The sequence below is a fragment of the Streptomyces mexicanus genome (assembly GCF_902506575.1).
In the GTDB taxonomy this organism is placed as follows: Bacteria; Actinomycetota; Actinomycetes; order Streptomycetales; family Streptomycetaceae; genus Streptomyces; species Streptomyces mexicanus.
In genome coordinates this window covers 1,350,224-1,376,653 of record NZ_LR732544.1, presented here as the reverse complement: position 1 = coordinate 1,376,653, position 26,430 = coordinate 1,350,224, and the positions used below count along the sequence as shown (strand labels likewise).

The following is a 26,430-nucleotide window of genomic DNA, read 5'->3' as shown; positions in this document are numbered from 1 at the left end:
GAGCGCACCGGATCACGTCCGGTACAGCGCTTCCACCTCATCGGCGTACGCCTTCTCGATGGCCCTGCGCTTCAGCTTCAGCGACGGCGTCAGCAGGCCGTGCTCCTCGGTGAAGGGCTGGGCGAGGATGCGGAAGGTGCGGATCGACTCGGCCTGCGACACCAGGGTGTTGGCGGCGACGACCGCGCGCCGCACCTCGGCCTCCAGATCCGGGTCGCGCACCAGCCGGGAGGGCGTCAGCTTCGGCTTGCCCCGCATCTGCAGCCAGTGCTCGACGGCCTCGTGGTCGAGGGTGACCAGGGCGGCGATGTACGGGCGGTCGTTGCCCACGACGATGCACTGCGAGACCAGCGGGTGGTCGCGGACGCGTTCCTCCAGGACGCCCGGGGCCACGCTCTTGCCGCCGGAGGTCACCAGGATCTCCTTCTTGCGGCCGGTGATGGTGAGGTAGCCGTCCTCGTCGAGGGAGCCGAGGTCGCCGGTGGCCAGCCAGCCGTCGTGCAGGGTCTCGTCGGTGGCCTTGGGGTTGTTCAGGTAGCCCTGGAAGACGTTGCCACCGCGCAGCCACACCTCCCCGTCGTCGGCGATGTGCACGGTGACGCCGGGAATGGGCTGCCCGACCGTGCCGTAGCGGGTGCGTTCGGGCGGGTTGGCGGTGGCCGCCGCCGTGGACTCGGTCAGCCCGTAGCCCTCGTAGATCTGCACCCCGGCGCCGGCGAAGAACAGGCCGAGGCGGCGGTCCATCGCCGAACCGCCGGACATGGCGTTGCGGATCCGGCCGCCCATGGCCGCGCGCACCTTGGCGTACACCAGCTTGTCGAACAGCTGGTGCTGCATGCGCAGTCCGGCCGACGGACCCGGGCCGATGCCCCAGGCCTTGGCCTCCAGCGCGTCCGCGTACTTCACCGCGACCTCGACGGCCTTCTCGAAGGGACCCTGCCGGCCCTCCTTCTCGGCCTTGCGGCGGGCGGCGTTGAACACCTTCTCGAAGATGTACGGCACCGCCAGGATGAACGTCGGCTTGAACGCCTGCAGGTCGGGCAGCAGCGCGGAGGCGTTCAGCTGCGGCTGGTGGCCGAGGCGCACCTTGCCGCGGATCGTGGCGACCTCCACCATCCGGCCGAAGACGTGCGCGAGCGGGAGGAACAGCAGCGTGGACGCCTCGTCGCCCCGCTTGGTGTGGAAGACCGGCTCCCAGCGGGCGATGACCGTGTCCGCCTCGTACATGAAGTTGCCGTGCGTGAGGACGCACCCCTTGGGGCGGCCGGTGGTGCCGGAGGTGTAGATGACCGTCGCGACCGAGTCGGGTGTGACCGCCTGCCGGTGCCGGTGCACCACCTCGTCGTCCACGGCCGCGCCCGCGTCGTACAGGTCCTGCACACAGCCCGCGTCCAGCTGCCACAGCCGGCGCAGCGCCGGCAGCCGGTCGATGACGGTGGCGATCGTCATCGCGTGGTCCTCGTGCTCCACGATCGCCGCCGACACCTCCGCGTCGTACAGCATCCAGAAGCACTGCTCGGCCGAGGAGGTGGGATAGACGGGGACCACCTGGGCACCGATCGTCCACAGCGCGAAGTCGAACAGGGTCCACTCGTAGCGGGTGCGGGACATGATCGCGACCCGGTCGCCGAAGCGGATGCCCTGGGCGAGCAGGCCCTTGGCGAGGGCGAGCACCTCGTCGCGGAACTCCGCGGCGGTCACGTCGCGCCACGCCCCGCTCTCGTCCTTGCGGCCGAGCGCGATGCGCCGCGGGTCCTCCTGGGCATGCTCGAAGACGACATCGGCCAGACCGCCCACCGGCGGTGCCAGTGCCAACGGAGGGCTGGTGAACTCCCGCAAACCCCGCTCCCGCTCCTGTGTCTTCGGTGTCTTCGGTTCGCCTCCGGGGCGCTCCGGCCCGTCCGGCTCCCTTGTGACGCTCCGCACAGCGCGGTGAAAGCTACCCCACACCCGGGCGGGACGGGAGGGGCGTCGAAAGCGAGCAGTGCTCATGTCCGCACAGGTCAGCTGCGGAAAATGCGCTCACATGGGTAAGGGTCGGACAGGAATCCTTACGGTTCGGTAGGTTTCGGTGCCGTAATCTCCACCGAATCTGTACGACCTCCTGACAGCGGTAGGGGAGCGCCGCCACCGCCCGGCGGGATCGCCCCGCCGGCCGCCGTGCCCCACCGCGTCACCGTCACCGCGTCCTGGCCTTCACCTCTGTCAGCGTACGGCGGCCCGATTCCGTCACCCTCGCCCCTACCGCCGGTGCAGGCGCTCGCCGCCCGCCAGGACGGCCGCGGCCAGGGCGTCGGCCGCGGGCTGGGCGGAGGGGCGGTGGCGGCCGTGCACCAGGACGAAGTCCACCTGCCCCAGCTCCGGCAACCCGGCCCGCTCCGGCACCCGCACCAGGCCCGGCGGGATCATCCCGTGCGAGTGGGCCATCACGCCCAGGCCGGCCCGCGCGGCGGCGACCAGGCCGTTCAGGCTGCCGCTGGTGCAGGCGAGGCGCCCCGGCCGCCCCTGCCGCTCCAGGGCCCGCAGGGCGAGCGCCCGGGTGATGCCCGGCGGCGGGTACACGATCAGCGGCACCGGCCGGTCGGGGTCCAGCCGCAGCCGTTCCGCGCCGATCCACACCAGCCGGTCGTGCCAGACCGGCTCGCCGCGCGGGTCCTGCGGCCGCCGCTTGGCCAGCACCAGGTCCAGCTTCCCGGCGGCCAGCTGCTCGTGCAGCGTGCCCGACAGCTCCACCGTCAGCTCCAGGTCCACCTCGGGGTGCTCGTAGCGGAAGCCCTCCAGGATCTCCGGCAGCCGCGTCAGCACGAAGTCCTCCGAGGCGCCGAACCGCAGCCGGCCGCGCACCCGGGTGCCGGTGAAGAACGCCGCCGCCTGCTCGTGCACCTCCAGGATGCGCCGCGCGAAGCCCAGCATGGCCTCGCCGTCCTCGGTCAGCTCCACCGAGTGGGTGTCGCGGGTGAACAGCAGCCGCCCGGTGGCGTCCTCCAGGCGGCGCACGTGCTGGCTCACGGTCGACTGGCGCACCCCGAGCCGCCGCGCGGCCTGCGTGAAGCTGAGCGTCTGGGCCACGGCCAGGAAGGTGCGCAACTGGGCGGGGTCGTACATGGCGCCCAGGCTACCGGCGCTCATCGCGGGACGTGATGACAGTGAGAGCGGTATGACGGATTCCCGATCAGCCTGTTCCGGAGCACCATGGAGCGGGGACCCGTCGGCCCGTGACCAGGGCGCGACCGCGTCCCCCTACGACGCAATCCGAGCAAGTGGAGCACCGTGAAACGCCTGGCCTGGCCGAGCTGGATGCCGATCGACCCGTACATCGTGCTGCTGCTCGGCACGGTGGGCCTCGCGGCGCTGCTGCCGGCCCGCGGCACGGCCGCCGACGCCGTCTCCTGGGCGTCGACCGCGGCGATCGCCTTCCTGTTCTTCCTCTACGGCGCCCGGCTGTCCACCCGGGAGGCGCTGGACGGCCTGAAGCACTGGCGGCTGCACGTCACCGTGCTGGCCTGCACGTTCGTCGTCTTCCCGCTGCTCGGGACCGCCGCCCGCGGCCTGGTGCCGGTGCTGCTGACCCAGCCCCTGTACCAGGGCCTGCTGTTCCTCACCCTGGTCCCCTCCACCATCCAGTCGTCGATCGCCTTCACCTCCATCGCCCGCGGCAACGTGCCCGCCGCGATCTGCGCCGGTTCCTTCTCCTCCCTGGTCGGCATCGTCCTCACCCCGCTGCTGGCGGCCGCGCTGCTCGGCAGCAGCGGCGGCGGCTTCTCCGCGCACTCGCTGGTCACGATCGTGCTCCAGCTGCTCGTGCCGTTCCTCGCCGGGCAGGTGCTGCGCCCCTGGATCGGCACGTTCGTCACCCGGCACAAGAAGGTGCTCGGCCTGGTCGACCGGGGGTCGATCCTGCTGGTCGTCTACACCGCGTTCAGCGAGGGCATGGTCCGGGGCATCTGGCACCAGGTCAGCCCGCTGCGCCTGGGCGGCCTGCTGGTGGTGGAGGCGGTGCTGCTCGCGGTGATGCTGCTGCTGACCTGGTACGGCGCCAAGGCGCTGCGGTTCGGCCGCGAGGACCGCATCGCCATCCAGTTCGCCGGTTCGAAGAAGTCCCTGGCCTCCGGCCTGCCCATGGCGAGCGTGCTGTTCGGCGCGCACGCCTCGCTGGCCGTGCTGCCGCTGATGCTCTTCCACCAGATGCAGCTGATGGTCTGCGCGGTGATCGCCAAGCGCCGCGCCCACGATCCCGAGGCCCAGGAGGCGGCCCCGGCGCCCGCCGCACACCCGGCCGTCGCCGCGGGGAGCCGGTCCCGCTGACGACCGGAAGCGGCCCACCGCCCGGGAGTTTCGCCCAAGGCTCCCGGACTCACGGGCGCAGCACCACCTTGCCGAGGTTGCCGCGCGCGGTGATCACCTCGTGCGCCGTCGCCGCGTCCTCCAGGGGGAACTCCGCGTGCACGACGGGCCGCAGGGCACCCTCCTCGAACAGCCGCCACAGCTCCCGCCGCCACCGCTCGTACCGCTCGGGGAACTCCCGGGCGATCCGGGCCATCTGGAAGCCGATCACCGACCGGGCGCCCACCAGCAGGTCGTACGCCTGGACGGTGCCGCCGCCCGAGCTGTACGCCACCAGCCGGCCGCCCGGCGCGAGCGCGGCGATCGCCGGGGTGAGGAGATCGCCGCCGACCCCGTCCAGCACGCAGTCGACCGGCGCGCCCCACCCGTCGTCCGTGTAGACGACGACGTCGTCCGCGCCCAGCGCGCGCACGAAGTCCGCCTTGGCCGCGGCGGAGACGGCGCCCACGACCCGGCCCGCACCCCGCACCCGGGCCAGCTGCACCGCCAGGTGCCCCCCCCCGCCGGCCGCCCCCGTCACCAGCACCGCCTCGCCGGGCGCCGGCCGGGCCGCCTCCAGCGCGCCCAGCGCCACCAGCCCGCTGCGGACCAGGGCGACCGCGTCCACCACCGAGGCGCCGCGGGGGACCGGCGAGGCCATGGCCTTGTGCAGCAGCGCGAAGTCGGCGTAGCCGTGCCCGAAGCACAGCCCGGTCACCCGGTCCCCGCGCCGGAAGCCGGTGACGCCCGCGCCCACGTTCACCACCTCGCCGGCCACCTCGCCGCCGAGCGGGACCGGCTCGGCCGCCTCGGTCACCTTCCGGACCACGGGCAGCGTGAGGCCGACGGCCTCGCAGCGCACCAGCAGCTCACCGGGCCCCGGCTGGGGCACGGGGACCTCCTCCAGGAACAGCGGACCGCCGCGGAAGTCGTATCGAACGCGTCGCAAGGCCACCTCCAGCGCCGGACGGACCGGCGGCTCACGTCGTGGGGACTCCGTACGGAATCATGGGGAATCCCCACGGATTCATTGGGTGTCCCAACGGTAGCGGCGCTCGATGCCGTGGGGAAGTCCAATGAACCTCGGATACGCTGCCGCCATGCCCGACGCCGAAGCACCCCTGCCCGCGATCCGCTCCCTGCCCAGCTGGCTCCTGGGGCGGGCCGCCGCCCGCGGCCGGGCCCTGGTCGCCGAGGCCCTGGCCGTCGAGGGTATGAAGATGTGGCCGCACGTGGTCCTCTCCGCCGTCCGCGACCTCGCCCCCGTCGCCCAGGCCGACCTGGGCCGCAGCGTCGCCCTCGACCCCAAGGACCTCGTGGGCGTCCTCAACGACCTGCAGTCCGCCGGACTGGTCGAACGCGCGCCGGACCCGAGGGACCGGCGCAAGAACGCGGTCACCCTCACCGACGAGGGCGCCCGTGTGCTGGACCGCTGCGAGCGGCTGGCCCGCGAGGCCAACGACACGCTGCTGGCCCCGCTGAGCCCGGCCGAGCGGGAGCAGTTCATGGAGCTGCTGATCCGGGTCAGCGGCACGCGGCAGTAACCGTCAGCTCCGCGCGGCGGTTTCCAGCACCACGCGCTCCTCGCCCGCGTACACGTTCATCGAGCTGCCCCGCAGGAAGCCCACCAGCGTCAGCCCCGTCTCCGCCGCCAGGTCCACCGCCAGCGACGACGGCGCCGACACGGCGGCCAGCACCGGGATGCCGGCCATCACCGCCTTCTGGGCCAGCTCGAAGGACGCCCGCCCGGAGACCAGCAGGATCGCCCGGGACAGCGGCAGTCGCCCGTCCTGCAGCGCCCGCCCGACCAGCTTGTCCACCGCGTTGTGCCGGCCCACGTCCTCCCGTATGTCCAGCAGCGCGCCGTCCTCGGTGAACAGGGCGGCGGCGTGCAGGCCGCCGGTGCGGTCGAAGACCCGCTGGGCGGCGCGCAGCCGGTCGGGCAGGGTCGCCAGCAGCTCGGGGTGCACCCGCACGGGCGGGGTGTCGGCGATCGGCCAGCGGGCCGTCGTGCGCACCGCGTCCAGCGACGCCTTTCCGCACAGCCCGCAGGAGGAGGTGGTGTAGACGTTGCGTTCGAGGGTGATGTCGGGCAGCCGCACCCCGGGCGCGGTCTTCACGTCCACCACGTTGTACGTGTTCGAGCCGTCCACGGTGGCGCCGGCGCAGTAGACGATGTTCGCCAGGTCCGACGCCGAGCCCAGCACGCCCTCGCTGACCAGGAAGCCGGCGGCCAGCGCGAAGTCGTCGCCGGGGGTGCGCATCGTGATGGCCAGCGGCTTGCCGTCGAGCCGGATCTCCAGTGGCTCCTCGGCCACCAGGGTGTCCGGCCGGGACGAGACGGCCCCGTCGCGGATGCGGATCACCTTGCGTCGTTCCGTGACTCGTCCCATGGTCTGATCAGTCCCGGTTCTGTACGTGCTGGTAGCCGAAGCGGCCCTTGATGCAGAGGTTGCCGTGGGTCACCGGGTTGTCGTGCGGTGAGGTGACCTTGACGATCTCATTGTCCTGCACATGGAGCGTGACGTTGCAGCCGACTCCGCAGTAGGCGCACACCGTCGTCGTCTCCGTCTGCCGTGACGCGTCCCAGGTACCCGCCGCCCGCATGTCGAACTCGGTCTTGAACGACAGCGCGCCGGTCGGGCACACCTCCACGCAGTTGCCGCAGTACACGCACGCCGAGTCGGGCAGCGGCGCGTCCTGCTCCACGGCGATGCGGGCGTCGAACCCGCGGCCGGCGACCGAGATCGCGAAGGTGTTCTGCCACTGCTCGCCGCAGGCGTCCACGCACTTGTAGCACAGGATGCACTTGCCGTAGTCCCGGACGTACAGCTCGTTGTCGATCCTCGGCTGCTCCTGAAGGCGGGCCGCGTCGGGGCCGAAGCGGCCGGGGTCCGCCCCGTACTCCTCGATCCACTCGGCGGCCCGGGGCGTGGTCGACATATCGACGCTGGAGGCGAGCAGTTCCAGCACCACCTTGCGGCTGTGCAGGGCCCGCTCGGTCCGCGTGCGGACCTCCATGCCGGCCTCGGCCCTGCGCGAGCACGCCGGCACCAGGGTCCGCGAGCCCTCGACCTCCACCATGCAGACCCGGCAGGCGTTCTTCGGGGTGAGCGTGTCGCCGTGGCACAGGGTCGGGACGTCCTTGCCCACCGCCCGGCAGGCGTCCAGGATCGTCGAGCCCTCCGGGACCCGCACCGGTTCCCCGTCGAGGGTGAACTCCACCAGGCGGCGCGGGATCCCCAGCGGTGTGACGGTCATGTGTACGCCCCCAGACGGTCGATGGCGGATTCCACGGCGTTCCACGCGGTCTGTCCCAGACCGCAGATCGAGGCGTCGCGCATCGCGCGGCCGACCTCGCGCAGCAGGGCGACGTCGTCGGCGGCGCCCGCGCCCGTCCGCTCGGCGAGCCGCCGCAGCGCCTCCTCCTGCCGTACGGTCCCCACCCGGCAGGGCACGCACTGCCCGCAGGACTCCTCCCGGAAGAACCGGGCGATGCGCAGCAGCAGCCGGGGCAGCGGCACGCTGTCGTCGATGGCCATCACCACCCCCGAGCCGAGCGTGGTGCCCGCCTCGCGCGTGCCCTCGAAGGTGAGCGGGATGTCCAGCTCGTCGGGGCGCACGAAGGTGCCGGCCGCGCCGCCCAGCAGCACCGCCCGCAGGCCCTCGCGCACCCCGGCCCGCTCCAGCAGCTCGCCGAGGGTGGCCCCGAAGGGCAGTTCGTAGACGCCGGGCCGCTCGACGCTGCCGGAGACGCAGAACAGCTTCGGCCCGGTGGAGCGGCCCGTGCCGATCGCCGCGTACGCCTGCGCGCCCAGGGTGAGGATCGGCAGTACGTTGACCAGCGTCTCGACGTTGTTGGCCACCGTGGGCTTGCCGAACAGGCCCTTCTCCACGGGGAACGGCGGTTTGGAGCGCGGCTCGCCGCGCCGGCCCTCCAGGGAGTTGAACAGGGCCGTCTCCTCGCCGCAGATGTAGGCACCCGCGCCGCGCCGGATCTCGATGTCGAAGGCGTAGCCCTGGCCGAGGACGTCGTCGCCGAGCAGGCCGCGGGCGCGCGCCTGGGCGACGGCGTGCTCCAGCCGGCGCAGCGCCCGCGGGTACTCGCCGCGCAGATACAGGTAGCCCCGGTGCGCGCCGGTCGCGTAGCCGGCGATCGTCATGGCCTCGATCAGGGCGTACGGGTCGCCCTCCATCAGGACGCGGTCCTTGAAGGTGCCCGGCTCGGACTCGTCCGCGTTGCACACCAGGTAGTGCGGCCGGTCCGGCTGGGACGCGGTGGCCTGCCACTTGCGGCCGGTGGGGAAGGCGGCGCCGCCGCGCCCGAGCAGCCCGGCGTCGGTGACCTCGCGGATGACGCCGGCCGGGCCGAGGGCGAAGGCCCGGCGCAGGGCGGTGTAGCCGCCGTGCGCCCGGTAGTCGTCGAGGCTCTCCGGGTCCACCGTGCCGACCCGGCCGAGCAGCAGCAGCCCCGCCTGCCCGGCCTGGGGTGCGGCGTGCGTGACCGGTGGCTCCTCGGGTGCCGCGTCGGGCGCGGTCGCCGCGAGGACGGCCGCCGCCGCGTCCGCCGGCGCCGCCACGGCCGTGCGCACCGGGTCGCCGGCGCGGATCGCCAGCGCGGCCGGGGCCCGCTCGCACAGCCCCAGGCACGGGCTGCGCTCGACGTGCACGCCGCTGCCCGGGCCCAGCCGGGACTCCACCTGCGCGCACACCTGCTCGGCGCCCGCCGCCTGGCAGGCCAGGTCCGTGCACACGTGCAGCACGGTCGCCGGGCGCGGCCGGACGGAGAACATCGCGTAGAAGGTGGCCACGCCGTACGCCTCGGCCGGTGGCACGGTCAGCCGCCGGCACAGGTAGTCCAGGGCGCCCGGGCTGATCCAGCCGACCCGGTCGTTGATCGCGTGCAGCCCCGGCAGCAGCAGCTCGCGGCGGTCCCGGGCGGCGCGCCCGCCGCGTGCCCAGCGCAGGTCCCGGTCGCTGCGGTCGGCGCCCTCCCAGGAGGACTCCGGGGGCCCCAGCAGGGCGTCCACGGCCGCGCGTTCGTCGTCGGTCGGTTTGCTGTCGCCGAAGTGCAGGTCCACGCCGGGTCACCTCAATCGGTCGTCAGTCCGGTCAGCGGGGGTACCTCGGTGGCGACCGGCAGTTTCTCGATCCGGATCGCCGACGCCTTGAACTCCGCCGTGCCCGCGATGGGGCAGTTCGCCTCGATGGTCAGCTGGTTGGTGTCCACCTCGTCGGGAAAGTGGAACGTCATGAAGGCCAACCCGGGCCGCAGCGCCGGGTCCACCCACACCGGCGCGGTCACCGACCCGCGGCGCGAGGTCACCCGCACCTGTTCGCCGACCACGACGCCGTAGTGCTCGGCGTCCTCCGGCGACAGCTCGATCGCCTCGCCGCGGCGCAGCGGCGAGGCGAAACCGCCGCTCTGCACCCCGGTGTTGTACGAGTCCAGCCGCCGCCCGGTGGTGAGCCGGATGGGGTAGCGCTCGTCGGTGAGGTCGACCGGCGGATCGTGCTGCACGATCCCGAACGGCGCCGGGCGGCCCCGCCGCGCGGGGTCGCTCTCCCACAACCGGCCGTGCAGATACGTCGGTTCGAGCCGGTCGGTGCTCGGGCAGGGCCACTGGATGCCCTGGTGCTCCTCCAGGCGGGCGTAGGTCATGCCGTGGTGGTCGGGGGAGAGGGACCGCAGCTCGTTCCAGACCGCCTCGGCGTCGGCATACGTGAAGTCGTGGCCCAGCCGGGCCGCCACGTCGCACAGGATGTCGATGTCCTCGCGGGCCTCGCCGGGCGGGGTGACGGCCCGGCGCACCCGCTGCACCCGGCGTTCGCTGTTGGTGGTGGTGCCCTCGGTCTCCGCCCAGCCGGCGGTGGCGGGCAGGACGACGTCGGCCAGTTCGGCCGTCCGGGTCAGGAAGATGTCCTGGACGACGAGGAAGTCCAGCTGCCGCAGCCGCCGTACCGCCTGCTCGCTGTCGGCCTCCGACTGCGCCGGGTTCTCGCCGATGCAGTACACGGCCCGCAGCGTGCCGTCCTCCATCGCCTCGAACATCTCCGTCAGGTTCAGCCCGTAGTGCGGGGCCAGTGCCGTGCCCCACGCGGACTCGAACCTGTGCCGCGCGTCCGCGTCGAGGATGTCCTGGAAGCCCGGCAGCCGGTTGGGGATGGCGCCCATGTCGCCGCCGCCCTGCACGTTGTTCTGGCCGCGCAGCGGCTGCAGGCCCGAGCCGAAGCGGCCGACGTGGCCGGTGAGCAGCGCCAGGTTGATCAGTGCGCGGACGTTGTCGGTGCCGTTGTGGTGCTCGGTGATGCCGAGGGTCCAGCACAGCTGGGCGCGTTCGGCGCGGGCGTAGGCGTGTGCCAGCTCCCTGATCGCCGCGGCCGGCACACCCGTCACCTTCTCGGCGAGCGAGAGCGTCCACGGCTCGACCAGCGCCCGGTACTCCTCGAACCCGGTGGTCGCCCGCCGCACGAACGCCTCGTTGGTCAGGCCCGCGTGGATGATCTCCCGGCCGATCGCGTGCGCCAGGGCGATGTCCGTGCCGACGTTCAGCCCGAGCCAGCTCTCCGCCCACTCGGCGGTCGAGGTGCGGCGCGGGTCGACGGCGTACATCCGGGCGCCGTTCCCGATGCCCTTCAGCACGTGCTGGAAGAAGATCGGGTGGGCGAAGCGGGCGTTGGAGCCCCACATCACGATGACGTCGGTGTGCTCGACCTCCGCGTAGGAGGAGGTGCCCCCGCCCGAGCCGAAGGCGGCCGCGAGCCCGGCCACGCTGGGCGCGTGACAGGTGCGGTTGCAGGAGTCGACGTTGTGGGTGCCCATGACGACGCGGGCGAACTTCTGCGCCACGTAGTTCGTCTCGTTGGTGGCGCGGGAGCAGGAGAACATGCCGAACGCGCCGCGGTTGCGCTCCAGGCCGCGCGCGACCCGGTCCAGGGCCTCGTCCCAGGTGGCCCGCCGGAAGGGCTCCGTCCGCGCATCGCGCACCAGGGGGTGGGTGAGCCGGGTGTAGGTCTTCGGTTGCCGTTTCCTCATGCGGCGCTCCTCAGCGCGAGCAGGTCCGAAAGGGCGTGCACGGTGCGCAGGGTGGGCACCTCCACGCCGGTGATCTCCGCCAGTTCGACGACGGCGGCGAGCAGCACGTCGAGTTCCAGCGGTTTGCCGCGCTCCAGGTCCTGGAGCGTGGAGGTGCGGTGGTCGCCGACGCGTTCCGCGCCCGCCAGGCGCCGCTCGATGGACACGCCGACCGTGCAGCCGAGGGCCTCGGCGACCGCGAGGGTCTCGCGCATCATGATCTCGATGACCCGGCGGGTGCCGCCGTGCCGGCACATCTGCCGCATGGTCGCCCGGGACAGGGCGCTGATCGGGTTGAAGGAGATGTTGCCGAGCAGCTTGAGCCAGATGTCGTCGCGCAGGTCCGGCTCGACGGGGCACTTCAGGCCGCCGGCCCGCATGGCCTCGCTGAAACGCGTGCAGCGCGCCGAGACGCTGCGGTCCGGCTCGCCGAGGGAGAACCGGGTGCCCTCCACATGCCGTACGACGCCCGGTGCCTGGAGTTCGGTGGCCGCGTAGACGACGCAGCCGACGGCCCGTTCGGGGGCGAGCACGGCACTGACCGCCCCGCCGGGGTCCACGCTCTCCAGGCGGCGGCCGTCGTAGGGGCCGCCGTGCCGGTGGAAGTACCACCAGGGGATGCCGTTCTGCGCGGCGACGACCGCGGTGGTGTCGTGCAGCAGCGGCTCGATCAGCGGCCCGCACGCCGCGTACGAGGTGGCCTTCAGGCCCAGGAACACGTAGTCGACCGGGCCGACCTCGGCCGGGTCGTCGGTGGCGTGCGCGTGCGCGGTGAAGTCCCCGCGCGGGCTGCGCACCCGCACTCCGTAGCGCCGCATGGCCGCCAGATGCGGTCCACGGGCGATGAGGTGCACGTCGGCGCCCGCACGGTGGAGCGCCGCGCCGACGTAGGCGCCGATCGCTCCGGCGCCGAGGACTGCGACTTTCACGGGAACGCTCCGTTCGGTCGAGGGATACCGCGGAGGTGGTGAGGAGGGGGCCGCGAGGGGCCGGGGACCTTCAGGTCGGACAAGGTGTCGACGAAATATTGTCTACAGTATGGAGGTTGGGCGGGCAAGGGTTCGCGCAGGACGCGGGACGGACTGCGGAAAACCGACAACTCCGGCCCCGCTTTCCTGTCGCTTCGGCCGCCCCCGTCCCCGTGGAGCCGGTGACCACACTGGTGGCCCGGCATCCCGGACACATCCGGGAGACGAGGCAACGAGGGGAATCCCGCCCATGCACGGCTCGCGCATCACCGCCGTCGGCCACTACCAGCCCGCCAAGGTGCTCACCAACGAGGACCTGGCGTCCCTGGTCGACACCAGCGACGAGTGGATCACCAGCCGGGTGGGCATCCGCACCCGGCACATCGCCGGCGCCGACGAGCCGGTCGACGAACTCGCCGCCCACGCCGCGGCCAAGGCGCTCGCCGCGGCCGGACTCGCCCCCGCCGACATCGACCTGGTCCTGGTCGCCACCTGCACGGCCCTGGACCGCTCCCCGAACACCGCCGCCCGGGTCGCCGCCCGCCTCGGCGTCCCGGGCCCGGCCGCGATGGACGTGAACGTGGTGTGCGCCGGCTTCACCCACGCCCTGGCCACCGCCGACCACACCGTGCGCGCCGGCGCCGCCACCCGCGCCCTGGTCATCGGCGCCGAGAAGATGTCGGATGTGACCGACTGGAGCGACAGGTCGACCTGTGTGCTGGTCGGCGACGGCGCGGGCGCCGCGGTGGTCGAGGCCTGCCCGCCGGGCACCCGGCCCGGGGTCGGGCCGGTGCTGTGGGGCTCGGTCCCGGAGCTGGGGCACCTGGTGCGCGTCGAGGGCACGCCCCCGCGGTTCGCCCAGGAGGGGCAGAGCGTCTACCGGTGGGCCACCACCCACCTGCCGCCGCTGGCCCGGCAGACCTGCGAGCGCGCGGGTGTGTCGCCCGAGGACCTGGCCGCGGTCGTGCTGCACCAGGCCAACCTGCGCATCGTCGAGCCGCTCGCCGAGAAACTGGGCGCCGCCCGCGCCGTGATCGCCCGCGACGTGTGCGACTCCGGCAACACCTCGGCGGCCAGCATCCCGCTGGCCCTGTCCAAGCTGGTGGAACAGGGCGCGGTGACGGCCGGCGACCCCGTGCTGCTGTTCGGCTTCGGCGGCAACCTCTCCTATGCCGGGCAGGTCGTGCGCTGTCCTTGAGCCGCGCTCGCGGCGGTACGGGGCGCCACCGGTCCGCGCGCTCGGGGCGGGGCGCGTCCGGCCGCGCGCGTCGGGGCCGCTGACATCGGGGCGCGCTCGCGCCGGGGTGCGCCGTACCCCATGGGCGCGCGTCCTGGCCCCTGTGCGCCGTAGACTGTAGACGAAAAACAATCGATACTGGGGGACCGTGATCCGCTCCTGGATCCGCTCCGGGATCCGTTCCTCGGACCGGGCCGGGCCGGCACGGGCCCCGTGACGTTCCGCGTCTTTCGTTTCCGTCTCCGCTGTGCACGGCCCCGGCCGAGGAGGGACCGCGATGTTGTCGACAGGACTGCCGCAGGGGGCGGTGCCCCGGCTGGAGCGCCCCGGACCGCTGCGCGAGCGCGTCTACGAGGCGCTCCTCGAACTCATCACCACCCGCGCCCTGCAGCCGGGCCAGCACCTCGTGGAGAGCGAACTGGCCGGGCACCTCGGCGTCTCCCGGCAGCCGGTGCGGGAGGCGCTGCAGCGGCTGAACACCGAGGGCTGGGTCGATCTGCGCCCCGCCCAGGGCGCGTTCGTGCACGAGCCCACGGAGGAGGAGGCCGACCAGCTCCTGACGGTCCGTACGCTGCTGGAGGCCGAAGCCGCCCGGCTGGCCGCCGCGCACGCGGACGCCGCCGGCGTCGGCGCGCTGGAGGAGCTGTGCGCCGAGGGGGAGCGGGCCGTCGCCGCCGACGACGTGGACGCCGCCGTCGCCCTGAACGCCCGCTTCCACGCCAAGATCATGGAGCTGGCCGGCAACGCGGTCCTGGCGGAACTGGCCGCACAGGTCGACCGCAGGGTGCGCTGGTACTACACACCGGTCGCCCGGCAGCGCGGCAGCCAGTCCTGGGTCGAGCACCGCGCGCTGATCGCCGCGATCGCCGACCGCGACGAGCCGCGCGCCACCCGGCTGATGCGCGAACACACCGAGCACACCCGCACCTCCTACCACGAGCGCGCGACCTCCTGAACGGCGGCCCACGTGCGGTGACGCGGTACCCCCGGGCCGACCTTTGTCCTGCGAGAGGGGAAAGCTGGGTGGAATTCGCTTCTTCTCAGGTTCGGCGGTCGCTGCTACGTTCCTTCCCAAAGCCCGGTACGGACGGCCGACTCGAGGCGGGGAGGGGCACGTGAGACGCATGACCGCACGACCCGCCAACGCACACCAGGCCCGACTGCTGAAGCTGCTGCGTGACGCGGGACCCCGCTCCCGCGCCCAACTCGGCGACCAGGTGGACCTCTCCCGGTCGAAACTGGCCGTGGAGGTCGACCGGCTCCTGGAGACGGGCCTGGTCGTCGCCGACGGGCTCGCCGCCTCGCGCGGCGGCCGCCGCTCCCACAACGTCCGGCTCGCGCCCACCCTGCGCTTCCTGGGCGTCGACATCGGCGCCACCTCCGTCGACGTCGCCGTCACCAACGCCGAACTGGAGGTGCTCGGCCACCTCAACCAGCCCATGGACGTGCGCGAGGGACCGGTCGCGGTCTTCGAGCAGGTCCTGTCCCTGGCCGCGAAGCTGCGGGCCTCCGGGCTCGCGGAGGGCTTCGACGGCGCCGGCATCGGCGTCCCCGGACCCGTCCGCTTCCCCGAGGGCGTCCCCGTGGCACCCCCGATCATGCCGGGCTGGGACGGCTTCCCGGTCCGCGAGGCACTCAGCCAGGAACTGGGCTGCCCGGTCATGGTCGACAACGACGTGAACCTGATGGCGATGGGGGAGATGCACGCGGGCGTCGCCCGTTCCGTGGGCGACTTCCTCTGCGTCAAGATCGGCACCGGCATCGGCTGCGGCATCGTCGTCGGCGGTGAGGTGCACCGCGGGACCACGGGCAGCGCGGGCGACATCGGGCACATCCAGGCCGTGCCCGACGGACACCCGTGCGCCTGCGGCAACCGGGGGTGCCTGGAGGCCCACTTCAGCGGCGCGGCGCTCGCCCGCGACGCGCTGGAGGCGGCCCAGCAGGGCCGCTCCGCCGAACTGGCCCTGCGCCTGGCGGCGAACGGCGCCCTCACCTCCGTCGACGTCGCCGCCGCGGCCGCCGCGGGCGACCCCACCTCGCTCGACCTGATCCGGGAGGGCGGCACCCGCACCGGACAGGTCATCGCCGGGCTGGTGTCGTTCTTCAACCCCGGCCTGGTGGTGATCGGCGGCGGGGTCACCGGCCTCGGCCACACCCTGCTCGCCGCGATCCGCACCCAGGTCTACCGCCAGTCGCTGCCGCTGGCGACCGGCAACCTCCCCATCGTCCTGGGTGAGTTGGGTCCCCAGGCCGGCGTGATCGGCGCGGCCCGGCTCATCAGCGACCACCTGTTCTCACCCGCGTAGCACCACGCCGGCCGCCGCGGCCCTCGGCGTCGGCATCGTCATCGGGTTGACCGGCTCTGTCGTCTGCCGGCGGCCAGAGCCGCCGGCACGGGCGGGGGCCTGTCCGCGACCGCGGACAGGCCCCCCCTCATGTGGGTGCGGGCGTGCGTCAGCCGGCCGCCCGCGGCTCTGCGGCCGCCGCCTCCCCGCCCCGCCCGGGCTGCCGCAGCAGCAGCGCGATCGCCGCCGCCACCATCGAGATGCCGCCCGCCAGGGCGTAGGCGCCGTCGTAGCCCCAGGCGCCCACCACCATCGAGCCGAGACCGCCGCCGAACAGCCCGCTGACCAGCTTGCCGCTGTAGACCAGCCCGTAGTTGGTGGCGTTGTAGTTCTCGCCGAAGTAGTCCGGGGTCAGCGCCGCGAACATCGGGTAGAACGCGCCGCCGCCGAAGCCGGAGAGGAACGCGAAGAACAGGAACAGCCACTCGTTCTTGATGTCACCCGCCCAGATGACACCGAACTGGGCCAGGCCCAGGACGACGATGACGAAGATCAGCGCCGTCTTGCGGCCCCACAGGTCCGACAGCCAGCCCACCACGGCCCGGCCGACGCCGTTGATGACCGCCATGATGCCCATCGAGGACGCGGCGACGAGCGGGCCGAAACCGATCTCCTTGGCGTAGTCCACCTGGAAGGAGATGCCGAAGATGGACACACCCGCCGTCATGACGACGGTGATCCACATCAGCGGCAGCATGCCGGTCCTGATGGCCTCCTTCGGCGTGTACTGCCGTACCGCCGGCGGGTTCTTGGCCAGGCTCGCCGCGCTCTTGCTGTCACCGGCGCGCGACAGCGGGTCGATGTCGGCCGGCCACCAGTTCTTCGGCGGGTCCTTGAAGAAGAACGCGCACACCGCGACGACGATCAGCACGTAGACGCCGATCAGGTCCAGCACCTCGTCGTAGTTGCCGGTGTCGAAGGCGTAGTTGAAGATGAAGATGAACGGCAGCGAGCCGTAGGCGAAGCCGCCGTTGACGAAGCCGGTCTTCGCGCCGCGCCGCTCCGGGAACCACTTGCCGACCATGTTGATGCACGTGGCGTAGATCAGCCCGGAGCCGACACCGCCCACGACCCCGAAGCCGAGGATGGCCAGCAGCACGTTGTCCAGGTGGGACAGGGCCAGGAAACCCAGCAGGCACATCCCCGAGCCCACGTACATCGCCCGGCGGGCCGTCAGGATGCCCCGCTCGCGCAGCCAGCCCGCCGGGAAGGCGATGCCCGCCTGGAAGAACACCCAGACGCTCAGGATCCAGAAGGTGTTGCTCTGCGTCCAGCCGTGCGCCTTGGACAGGGTGTCCTCCGCGGAGCCGTAGGCGTACTCGGAGACGCTGATCGCCATCATCGCCACCCACGGGAGATACACCATCAACTTGCGTGAGTGGCCGAGTATGTCCCGGTCCGTCTCGCCGACGCGGTAGACCCGCCCCCGGGAGTCGGTCACTTCGCGGTACGCGCCCTTCGCCGTGCCGGGATCGGCCGGCGTGTTCCTTGTTGCCATGGGATCAGCCGTCATGTCAGGCCATCTCCTCGCCGAGGGGGTGCGGATTGGGGACGATGCGCGGGGCACTGGGCCGGCCCGGAGCCTTGAGGAAGAGCGCGGGCACCGCGCGGGCCGGGGGGGTGCAGCCCGCCGGCAGCAGGGCGCCGTGGAGGTCCGGGACGCGGCCGACGGCGGCGGCCGTGCCCGCGAGCAGGGCCGGCGGCAGCAGCCAGGCCCAGGTCAGCAGCCCGAGGACGCTCGCACTGTGGTTCTCACCGAAGTGGTCCGCCGCCAGGGCACCGACCGGGGCGAGCACCGCCACGCCGGCCAGTCCGGCGGCCGCCGCACAGCCCAGGAGCAGGGGCACGTGGTCCCCCCGGCCGGCGACGGCGGCCCCGAACCGGGCGAGGCCCAGCAGCGCACAGGCCGCGCCCAGCACGGCCCGCCGCCCCGACCGGTCGCAGAGCACACCCACCGCCCCCACCGCGGCACCGCCCGCGACGACGGCCCAGGCGGTCGCGTGCGGCGCCGCGCCGCCGAACACCGCGCCGCCGAACGCCGCTCCGCGCCCCGCCGGTGCCGGCAGGCACACACCGAGGACGGTGACACCGGCCGCGCCCAGCAGGCACAGCCACAGCACCCACAGCACCGGGGTGCGCGCGGCCTGCCCCGGGGCGTGGTGGCGCACGGCGGGCGGGTTCTTCTCCCGTGCCCCGCGGGCGGCGGGAGCGGCCGGCACCCTGAGCGGATCGTGGTGCGGCGGCCACCAGTTCCTCGGCGGCCACCTGAGGAACCACCCGGCGGCCGCCACCGCCAGGCACATCCCGGCTCCGCTCGCGCCGAGCACCCTCGGGTGCGCGGCCCCGGGAGGCGCGAGCAGGAGCACCGGCACCGCCCCGTGGGCGAGACCGCCGACCACCAGGGCCGTCGGCCCGCCGCGCCGCTCGGGGTACCAGGTGCCCGGCACGCTCAGACAGGTCGTCTGGACGAGCCCCGCCCCGGCGCCGCCGACCACGGCCAGGACCGCGCGGGCCGCCCCGGGATCCGGGACGACGGCGACCGCCGCACACACCAGCAGCACACCCGCGGCACCGCTCACCACGGCCCGGCGGGCGGAGAGCCGGCCGCTCGCCCGCGCCCGCCCGGCCGGGAAGGCGACGGCCGCCTGCGCCGACAGCCACAGGCACGCCGCCCGGAACAGGCTCCCGCCGCCCCCGGGTGTGTCACGGAGTGCGGCCTGCGCCGCGACCCACGCGTACGCGGCACCGCTGATGCCCGTCATGCCCACCCAGGGCAGGACGACCATCCAGATCCTCGGGCGGCCCATCAGATCGACGTCGCTCTCGCCGACCCGGTACACGCGGCCCCTGCGGTCCCTCACCTCCCGGCAGACCGGGGAGGCGGGGGGAACGGTGGTGTCCATCACGCGGCTGCACCCCTTGCGTCGAACGTTCCGGCCGGCCCCCGTCCCTTGCCTTGCGTGCGCCGCACGGGTCCCGGGCACGGCCGGCGCGCACCGCCGGTCGGCCCGCAGCTCGCTCAGCTCATGGACCACCCCCCGCGACGACCCGCGGACCCCAGGTGTGTGCGGCTCACGACAGCAGTCCCGCCGCGCGCGCCCAGCGGTACTTCGCCCCGAGCACCGCCACCGGCTTCTCGGTGGTGTACGGGTAGGCCACGACCCCCCGCTCGAAGAGGTACTGGCAGGCCTCCTCCACCTCCACGTCCCCGGCGAGCGAGGCCACCACCGGCTTCTCGACGCCGCGTTCGCGCAGCTCGGCCACCACCCGGGCGGTCAGCTCGGCGAACACCATGGGCGGGGTGACGATGGTGTGCCAGTAGCCCAGCACCAGCGCGTGGATGCGCGGGTCCTCCAGACCGAGCCGGATCGTCGCCTCGTACGTCGACGGCGGCTCGCCCCCGGTGATGTCCACCGGGTTGCCCGCGGCCCCGAACGGCGGGATGAAGCGGCGGAACGCCTCGTCCAGGTCGGGCGGGATCTCCATCAGCTTCAGCCCGTTGTCGCTCACCGCGTCCGACAGCAGCACTCCGCTGCCGCCGGCGCCGGTGATAATGACCACGTTGTCGCCCTTCGGCGTGGGCAGCACCGGCAACGCGCGCGCGTACTCCAGCATGTCGTTCAGCCCCGGCGCCCGGATCACCCCCGCCTGCCGCAGGATGTCGTCGTACACCGCGTCGTCGCCCGCCAGCGCCCCGGTGTGCGACCCGGCGGCCCGCGCTCCGGCCGCCGTCCGCCCCGCCTTGAGGACCACTACGGGTTTCTTCGGCACGGTCCTTCGCGCCGCGGCGACGAAGGCACGCCCGTCCTTCAGGTCCTCCAGGTGCATCGCGATGCACTGGGTGTGCGGGTCCTCGCCGAACCAGGTCAGCAGGTCGTCCTCGTCCAGGTCGGACTTGTTGCCCAGGCCCACGATCGCCGACACACCCGTCTTCGTCGTCCGGGCGAACCCGAGGATCGCCATGCCGATCCCGCCGGACTGGCTGGTCAGCGCGACCCCGCCCTTGACGTCGTAGGGCGTGCAGAACGTGGCGCACAGGTCCTGCCAGGTCGAGTAGTAGCCGTAGATGTTCGGCCCGAGCAGCCGGATCCCGTACCGCTCGGCAACGGCCACGATCTCGGCCTGCAGCTCGTGCTCGCCGGTCTCGGCGAACCCGGACGGGATGAGGACGGCGTTGGGGATCCGCTTGCGTCCCACCTCCTCCAGCGCGGCGGCCACGAACCGCGCGGGAATGGCGAACACGGCCACATCCACCTCACCGGGAACGTCCGTGACACTCTTGTACGCCTTGCGGCCCAGAATGTCATCGGCCTTGGGGTTCACCGGATGGATCTCGCCGGAAAAGCCGCCGTCGACGAGGTTGCGCATCACCGAATTGCCGATCTTGCCGGGCTCGTTGGAGGCACCGATCACGGCCACCGAGGTGGGCTGCATCAGGCGGCGCATGGACGTGAGGATCTCTTCCCGCGTGTACGTCCTGCGCGCGGCCGGCTGCCGTTCGGCGAGGATCACGCGGATGTCGGCGGCGAGGGCGCCGTGCTCCGTTGCGATCACCGGGTTGAGGTCCACCTCGGCGATCTCCGGGAAGTCCGCGACCAGATGCGACACCCGCCGGATCTGCTCGGCCAGCGCCCACCGGTCCACACCCGCCTGCCCGCGCACCCCGCGCAGCACGTCCGCCGCCCGGATCGAGTCCAGCATGGACAGCGCCTCGTCGGCGTCCACCGGCGCGAGGCGGAACGTCACGTCCTTGAGCACCTCGACGAGCACCCCGCCGAGCCCGAACGCCACGACCTTCCCGAACGTCGGGTCGGTCACCGCGCCGACGATGACCTCCTGACCCTTGGGCAGCAGCTCCTGCACCTGCACCCCCTCGATGCGGGCAGCGGCGTCGTAGGCCCGCGCGTTCGCGACGATCCGGTGGAAGGCGGCCCGCACGTCCGCGGCGCCCTGAACCCCGACGACCCCCCCGCCGGCATCGGTCTTGTGCAGGATGTCCGGCGAGACGATCTTCATCACCACCGGTCCGCCGAACCGCGCCGCCGCGGCCACGGCCTCCTCCACGTCCCGCGCCAGCGCCTCGCCGGGCACCGCGATCCCGTAGGCGTCGGCGATCACCTTGCCCTCGGGCGCGGTCAGGGCCGTGCGCCCCTGCTCGCGCACCGCGTCCAGCAGCGCGCGCACCCGCAGCTTGCGGTCCTCCGCCATCACCTAGATCACCCCGTTCGACTTCAGCAGGCGCAACTCCTCGTCGCCGAGGCCCAGTTCGCCGACGTAGACCTCTTCGTTGTGCTCGCCGAGCAGCGGGGAGGTGCGCACCTCGACGGGGGAGTCGGACAGCTTCAGGGGGCTGCCGACGGTGACGAACTCGCCGCGCTGGGGGTGCGGGACGCGCACCACCATCTCGTTGGCGGCCAGCGACTCGTCCTCGATGATCTCCTTGGTGGACAGGATCGGCCCGCACGGGATGTTGTGCGCGTTGAGCTTTTGCAGCACCTCCCACTTGGGCAGCGTCGAGGACCACTCCTCGATCAGCTGGAACATCTTGTTCAGCCGCGGCAGCCGGGCCTCCGGGGTCGCCCAGTCGGGGTCGTCGGCCAGCTCCGGCCGGCCGATCAGCTCGCTGATCGGCTTCCAGCCCACCGGCTGGACGATGACGTACACGTAGTCGTTGGGGCCGCCCGGCGCGCACTTGACCGCCCAGCCGGGCTGCCCGCCACCCGAGGCGTTGCCGGACCGGGGGACCTCGTCGCCGAAGTCCTCGTTCGGGTACTCCGCGAGCGGCCCGTGCGCCAGGCGCTGCTGGTCGCGCAGCTTCACCCGGCACAGATTCAGCACCGCGTGCTGCATGGCCACGTTCACCCGCTGCCCGCGCCCGGTCCGCTCCCGCTGGAACAGCGCGGCCAGCACACCCGCCACCAGATGCACACCCGTGCCCGAGTCACCGATCTGCGCGCCGGTCGCGGTGGGCGGCCCGTCCTCGAACCCGGTGGTCGCCATGGACCCGCCCATCGCCTGCGCGACGACCTCGTAGGCCTTGAAGTCGGTGTACGGGCCCTCGCCGAACCCCTTGATGGAGGCGTACACCAGCCGCGGGTTGATCTCCTTGATCCGGTCCCAGGTGAAACCCATCCGGTCCACCGCGCCCGGCCCGAAGTTCTCCACCATCACATCCGAGCGCCGGATCAGCTCGGTCAGCAGCTCCTTGCCGCGCTCGGTCTTGGTGTTGAGGGTGATGCTCCGCTTGTTGCAGTTGAGCATCGTGAAGTACAGGGAGTCCGCGTCCGGCAGGTCGCGCAGCTGGCGGCGTGTGATGTCACCGGTGGGCGCCTCCAGCTTGATGACGTCCGCACCGAGCCAGGCCAGCAGCTGGGTGGCGGAGGGGCCGGACTGGACGTGGGTCATGTCCAGGACGCGGATGCCGTCGAGTGCCTTGCCCGTCACGAGCGTTCACCTCACTTGTACATGGTCTGGTTCATGGTTCCGGGGGCGTACGCGTCCGGGTCCACCCAGACGTTGATCAGCGACGGCTTGCCGGACTCGCGGGCGCGCCGCAGGGCCGGCCCGATGTCGGCGGGGTCGCGCACCTCCTCGCCGTGACCGCCCAGCATCTGCGCGAACTTGTCGTAGTGGACGTCACCGAGGGTGTTGCCGACCCGCTCGCGTTCCTTGCCGTACTTGGCGGCCTGGCCGTAACGGATCTGGTTCATCGAGGAGTTGTTGCCGACGATCCCGACGAAGGGCAGGTCGTAGCGGACCAGCGTCTCGAAGTCCCAGCCGGTCAGGGAGAACGCGCCGTCACCGAAGAGGGCGACGACCTCCTTGTCCGGGCGGGCCTGCTTGGCGGCGAGCACGAAGGGGATGCCGACGCCGAGGGTGCCGAGCGGCCCCGGGTCCATCCAGTGGCCCGGCGACTTGGGCTGGACGACCTGCCCGGAGAAGGTGACGATGTCGCCGCCGTCACCGATGTAGATCGAGTCCTCGGTGAGGAAGTCGTTGATCTCGCTGACCAGCCGGTAGGGGTGGATGGGGCAGGCGTCGGAGCGCAGCTGCGGCAGCCGCTTGTCGATCGCCGCCTGCTCGGCGGCGCGCAGCTCCTCCAGCCACTCCTTGCGCCGGGCGGCGCCCCCGTTGACCCGGCCGGAGGCGGCCTCGGTGACCGACTGCAGGACCAGGCCGGCGTCGCCGACGATGCCGAGGTCGATGTCGCGGTTCTTGCCGACCGTGCGGTAGTCCAGGTCGATCTGCACCACCGTCGCCTCGGGGGACAGGCGCTTGCCGTAGCCCATGCGGAAGTCGAAGGGGGTGCCGACGATGACGATGACGTCGGCGTTCGAGAAGGCGTAGCGGCGCGAGAGCTGGAAGTGGTGCGGGTCGCCGGGCGGCAGGGTGCCGCGTCCGGCGCCGTTCATGTACGCGGGGATGTTCAGGGTCCGCACCAGCTCGATCGCGGCCTCGGTGCCGCGGGTCGTCCACACCTGGCTTCCCAGCAGGACGGCGGGTTTCTCGGCGTGCACCAGCAGGTCGGCGAGTTTCTCGATCGCTTCTGGGTCGCCGGCCGAGCGGGTGGAGGCCCGGTAGCGGCCGGCCGCCGGCACACGTGCCGTGCTCACGGGCACCTTGGCGTCGAGCACATCGCGCGGGATCTCCAGGAAGGACGGCCCCGGCGCCCCGTGGTAGCACTCGCGGAACGCCATCGACACCATGTCGGCCGCGCGGGCCGTGTCCGGCACGGTCGCCGCGAACTTGGTGATCGGCGTCATCATGTCGACGTGTGGCAGGTCCTGCAGCGACCCCATCTTGTGCTGGATGTGCGCGCCCTGACCACCGATCAGCAGCATCGGGGACTCCGCGCGGAAGGCGTTGGCGACACCGGTGACGGCGTCGGTGGTGCCGGGGCCCGCGGTGACGACCGCGCACCCGGGTTTGCCGGTGATACGGGCGTAACCGTCGGCGGCGTGCGCGGCGACCTGCTCGTGGCGTACGTCGACCACCTCGATGCCCTCGTCGACGCATCCGTCGTAGATGTCGATGATGTGGCCGCCGCACAGCGTGTAGATGCGGTCGACCCCCTCGGCCTTCAGTGCCTTGGCCACCAGGTGGCCACCGGAGATCAGGTCCTGGGCTGCCTGGGCGTCCTGGGTGTCGTCGGACATGGCGAAGTCCTGTCCCTTCGTAGGGGGCTCGCAGTGCATTGCGTACATTGCATACAGTCGACGAATACTGTATGAAGCTTGTTATCCCGCATCCGGTGGGTGGTGTCCAGGGGGCGGCGGCACTTTTCCGTCAACTCCGGTCAGGGCTCGCGACGATGTCGCAGATCCGGCCGCGCGGTGACGCCGCACCCGCGGCCTCGCGATGCCTTCGCAGACAGGAGCCCGAGATGGACCTGTACGAACACCAGGCAAGGGAACTCTTCGCAGAACACGGGATCGTGGTCCCGAGGGCCGAGGTCACCGACTCGCCCGCCGGGGCACGCGAGATCGCCCGCCGGCTCGGCGGCCGCGCCGTCGTCAAGGCACAGGTCAAGACCGGCGGCCGGGGCAAGGCGGGCGGAGTACGGCTCGCCGCCGACCCGGCTGAGGCGGAAGCGACGGCCCGCCGGATCCTCGGCATGGACATCAAGGGCCACCGGGTCGGCACCGTCATGCTCGCCGAACCGGTGGACGTGGAGCACGAGTTCTACGTCTCCTACGTCCTCGACCGGGCCGCCGGCCGCTTCCTGGCGATCGCCTCCGCCGAGGGCGGCACGGAGATCGAGGAGGTGGCGGCGACCAGGCCCGAGGCCGTGGCCCGGATCCCGATCGACCCCGCCGTCGGAGTCACCTCGGCGAAGGCCGCCGAGATCGCCGCGGCGGCCGGCCTACCCACGCAGAGCGCGGACGTCCTGGTCCGGCTCTGGCAGGTGCTGGTCCGCGAGGACGCCCTCCTGGTGGAGGCCAACCCGCTCGTACGCACCCGACAGGGCCGGATCGTCGCCCTCGACGGCAAGGTCACCCTGGACGACAACTCCCGCTTCCGCCAAGCCCGTTGGGGCGACGCGCCCGACACCGGGCGGGCGGACCCACTGGAGGCCGCGGCCGCCGAACGCGGCCTGAACTACGTCAGGCTCGACGGCGAGGTCGGCGTCATCGGCAACGGCGCCGGGCTGGTCATGTCGACGCTCGACGTGGTCGCCCGCTGCGGCGCCCGCCCCGCGAATTTCCTCGACATCGGCGGCGGCGCCTCCGCCCAGGTCATGGCCGACGGCCTGACCGTCATCCTGTCCGACCCGGCGGTCAGATCCGTCCTCGTCAACGTCTTCGGCGGCATCACCGCCTGCGACGCCGTCGCCGACGGCATCGTCCGGGCCCTGGACACGGTCCGCCTGACCCGCCCGCTGGTCGTCCGCCTCGACGGCAACAACGCCGCCCGGGGCCGCGCGATCCTCGACGACCGCGCCCACCCCCTCGTCCACCAGGCCACCACCATGGACGACGCCGCCCGCCGGGCCGCGCACCTGGCCACCGCCCACTGAGGAGAGGACACGCCATGGCCATCTACCTGACCAAGGACAGCAAGGTCCTCGTCCAGGGCATGACCGGCGGCGAGGGCATGCGGCACACCCGCCGCATGCTCGCGGCCGGAACAAACGTCGTCGGCGGCGTCAACCCCCGCAAGGCGGGCCGCACCGTCGACTTCGACGAGCGGTCCGTGCCCGTCTTCGCCACGGTGCGCGAAGGCATGGACGCCACCGGGGCGGACGTCAGCGTGGTGTTCGTGCCCCCGGCCTTCGCCAAGGGGGCCGTCCTTGAGGCCGCCGACGCCGGCATCGGCCTCGCCGTCGTCATCACCGAGGGCATCCCCGTCCACGACGCGGTGGCCTTCACCGCGTACGCGCACCGCACCGGCACACGTGTCATCGGCCCCAACTGCCCCGGCCTGATCACACCCGGCCAGTCCAACGCCGGCATCATCCCCGCCGACATCACCAAACCCGGCCCCATCGGCCTGGTGTCGAAGTCCGGCACCCTGACCTACCAGCTGATGTACGAGCTGCGGGACATCGGCTTCTCCACCTGCGTGGGCATCGGCGGCGACCCGGTCGTCGGCACCAGCCACATCGACTGCCTGGCCGCCTTCGAGGCCGACCCCGACACCGAGGTCATCGTGCTCATCGGCGAGATCGGCGGCGACGCCGAGGAACGGGCCGCGGCCTTCATCAAGGAGAACGTGACCAAGCCGGTCGTCGGCTACGTCGCCGGCTTCACCGCCCCCGAGGGCAGGACGATGGGCCACGCCGGCGCCATCGTCTCCGGCTCCTCGGGCACGGCCCGGGCCAAGAAGGAGGCCCTGGAGGCCGCGGGAGTGGCGGTGGGGGACACCCCGACCGAGGCCGGACGGCTGGTCGCGGCGGCACTGGGAGCCGACACGTAACGGGGGCCGGCACCAGCGAGCACACCCCTGGACGGCGCACCGAGAGCGGAGCAGACCCATGACACC

Annotated in this window: 20 protein-coding genes; 7 read left to right on the top strand and 13 right to left on the bottom strand. The window is 72.7% G+C overall.

Going from position 1 to position 26,430, the window contains the following annotated elements:
* Positions 1-12: 12 nt before the first annotated feature.
* Together GV126_RS06235 and GV126_RS06230 are read right to left on the bottom strand one after the other, a co-directional pair.
* Positions 13-1,839 (bottom strand): AMP-dependent synthetase/ligase, encoded by a 1,827-nt coding sequence (locus tag GV126_RS06235; RefSeq protein WP_159663389.1) that lies wholly within the window; start codon positions 1,837-1,839, stop codon positions 13-15.
* Between the two features lie 402 nt (positions 1,840-2,241).
* Positions 2,242-3,105 carry a LysR substrate-binding domain-containing protein gene (locus GV126_RS06230; protein ID WP_159673374.1) on the bottom strand — a complete coding sequence of 288 codons (864 nt, stop codon included), beginning with the start codon at positions 3,103-3,105 and terminating at the stop codon, positions 2,242-2,244.
* Between the two features lie 192 nt (positions 3,106-3,297).
* Between GV126_RS06230 and GV126_RS06225 the strand changes: the two genes are divergently transcribed.
* Positions 3,298-4,305 (top strand): bile acid:sodium symporter family protein, encoded by a 1,008-nt coding sequence (locus tag GV126_RS06225; RefSeq protein WP_185947260.1) that lies wholly within the window; start codon positions 3,298-3,300, stop codon positions 4,303-4,305.
* A 49-nt stretch (positions 4,306-4,354) separates the two neighbouring features.
* Here GV126_RS06225 and GV126_RS06220 read toward each other — a convergent pair whose 3' ends face one another.
* The gene (locus GV126_RS06220) at positions 4,355-5,272 is read right to left on the bottom strand and encodes a quinone oxidoreductase family protein (protein ID WP_159663385.1); all 918 of its coding nucleotides are present in this window, start codon (positions 5,270-5,272) and stop codon (positions 4,355-4,357) included.
* A gap of 151 nt (positions 5,273-5,423) precedes the next feature.
* Here GV126_RS06220 and GV126_RS06215 point away from each other — a divergent pair, with 151 nt between their 5' ends.
* Entirely contained in the window at positions 5,424-5,867 is a 444-nt protein-coding gene (locus GV126_RS06215) for a MarR family winged helix-turn-helix transcriptional regulator (RefSeq protein WP_159663383.1), read from the top strand.
* A 3-nt stretch (positions 5,868-5,870) separates the two neighbouring features.
* Here the strand turns inward: GV126_RS06215 and fdhD are convergent, their stop codons facing one another.
* From fdhD to GV126_RS06190, 5 genes are read right to left on the bottom strand one after another with little or no spacing between them, the layout of a single operon-like run.
* Positions 5,871-6,716 (bottom strand): formate dehydrogenase accessory sulfurtransferase FdhD, encoded by an 846-nt coding sequence (gene fdhD, locus GV126_RS06210; RefSeq protein WP_159663381.1) that lies wholly within the window; start codon positions 6,714-6,716, stop codon positions 5,871-5,873.
* A 7-nt stretch (positions 6,717-6,723) separates the two neighbouring features.
* Positions 6,724-7,584: a 2Fe-2S iron-sulfur cluster-binding protein gene (locus tag GV126_RS06205; RefSeq protein ID WP_159663379.1), complete on the bottom strand. Its 861-nt coding sequence runs from the start codon at positions 7,582-7,584 to the stop codon at positions 6,724-6,726.
* A complete protein-coding gene (locus GV126_RS06200) occupies positions 7,581-9,404 on the bottom strand; it encodes an NAD(P)H-dependent oxidoreductase subunit E (RefSeq protein WP_159663377.1) in 1,824 nt (607 codons plus the stop codon). The genes GV126_RS06205 and GV126_RS06200 overlap by 4 nt, the downstream gene beginning before the upstream one ends.
* A gap of 11 nt (positions 9,405-9,415) precedes the next feature.
* Complete coding sequence (locus GV126_RS06195) at positions 9,416-11,359, bottom strand: molybdopterin oxidoreductase family protein (protein WP_159663375.1); 1,944 nt, start codon at positions 11,357-11,359, stop codon at positions 9,416-9,418.
* Positions 11,356-12,327: a 2-dehydropantoate 2-reductase gene (locus GV126_RS06190; protein WP_159663373.1), complete on the bottom strand. Its 972-nt coding sequence runs from the start codon at positions 12,325-12,327 to the stop codon at positions 11,356-11,358. Before GV126_RS06190 ends, GV126_RS06195 begins: the two co-directional genes overlap by 4 nt.
* A gap of 289 nt (positions 12,328-12,616) precedes the next feature.
* On the opposite strand from GV126_RS06190, the gene GV126_RS06185 reads away from it, so the two are divergent.
* The 3 genes from GV126_RS06185 to GV126_RS06175 all read left to right on the top strand — a co-directional run bounded on the left by GV126_RS06185 (position 12,617) and on the right by GV126_RS06175 (position 15,909).
* On the top strand, positions 12,617-13,564 hold the full coding sequence (locus tag GV126_RS06185) for a beta-ketoacyl-ACP synthase III (RefSeq protein ID WP_159663371.1): 948 nt from the start codon (positions 12,617-12,619) through the stop codon (positions 13,562-13,564).
* A 316-nt stretch (positions 13,565-13,880) separates the two neighbouring features.
* On the top strand, positions 13,881-14,558 hold the full coding sequence (locus GV126_RS06180; protein WP_159663369.1) for a GntR family transcriptional regulator: 678 nt from the start codon (positions 13,881-13,883) through the stop codon (positions 14,556-14,558).
* 169 nt (positions 14,559-14,727) lie between these two features.
* Positions 14,728-15,909 (top strand): ROK family transcriptional regulator, encoded by a 1,182-nt coding sequence (locus tag GV126_RS06175; protein WP_159663367.1) that lies wholly within the window; start codon positions 14,728-14,730, stop codon positions 15,907-15,909.
* Between the two features lie 148 nt (positions 15,910-16,057).
* Here GV126_RS06175 and GV126_RS06170 read toward each other — a convergent pair whose 3' ends face one another.
* From GV126_RS06170 to GV126_RS06150, 5 genes are all read right to left on the bottom strand, one after another.
* Positions 16,058-17,461, bottom strand: coding sequence for an OFA family MFS transporter (locus GV126_RS06170; protein ID WP_201299804.1), 1,404 nt, complete (start codon positions 17,459-17,461; stop codon positions 16,058-16,060).
* 1 nt (position 17,462) lies between these two features.
* Positions 17,463-18,851, bottom strand: coding sequence for an MFS transporter (locus GV126_RS06165; protein ID WP_159663365.1), 1,389 nt, complete (start codon positions 18,849-18,851; stop codon positions 17,463-17,465).
* Positions 18,852-19,020: 169 nt separating this feature from the next.
* Positions 19,021-21,156 (bottom strand): acetate--CoA ligase family protein, encoded by a 2,136-nt coding sequence (locus GV126_RS06160; protein WP_159663363.1) that lies wholly within the window; start codon positions 21,154-21,156, stop codon positions 19,021-19,023.
* A 3-nt stretch (positions 21,157-21,159) separates the two neighbouring features.
* On the bottom strand, positions 21,160-22,392 hold the full coding sequence (gene frc / locus GV126_RS06155) for a formyl-CoA transferase (RefSeq protein ID WP_159663361.1): 1,233 nt from the start codon (positions 22,390-22,392) through the stop codon (positions 21,160-21,162).
* Between the two features lie 11 nt (positions 22,393-22,403).
* Positions 22,404-24,104: a thiamine pyrophosphate-binding protein gene (locus tag GV126_RS06150; RefSeq protein ID WP_159663359.1), complete on the bottom strand. Its 1,701-nt coding sequence runs from the start codon at positions 24,102-24,104 to the stop codon at positions 22,404-22,406.
* Between the two features lie 227 nt (positions 24,105-24,331).
* Here GV126_RS06150 and sucC point away from each other — a divergent pair, with 227 nt between their 5' ends.
* On the top strand, positions 24,332-25,465 hold the full coding sequence (gene sucC / locus GV126_RS06145; RefSeq protein ID WP_159663357.1) for an ADP-forming succinate--CoA ligase subunit beta: 1,134 nt from the start codon (positions 24,332-24,334) through the stop codon (positions 25,463-25,465).
* Between the two features lie 14 nt (positions 25,466-25,479).
* Positions 25,480-26,364 carry a succinate--CoA ligase subunit alpha gene (gene sucD / locus GV126_RS06140; RefSeq protein WP_159663355.1) on the top strand — a complete coding sequence of 295 codons (885 nt, stop codon included), beginning with the start codon at positions 25,480-25,482 and terminating at the stop codon, positions 26,362-26,364.
* The last annotated feature ends 66 nt before the right edge of the window (positions 26,365-26,430 follow it).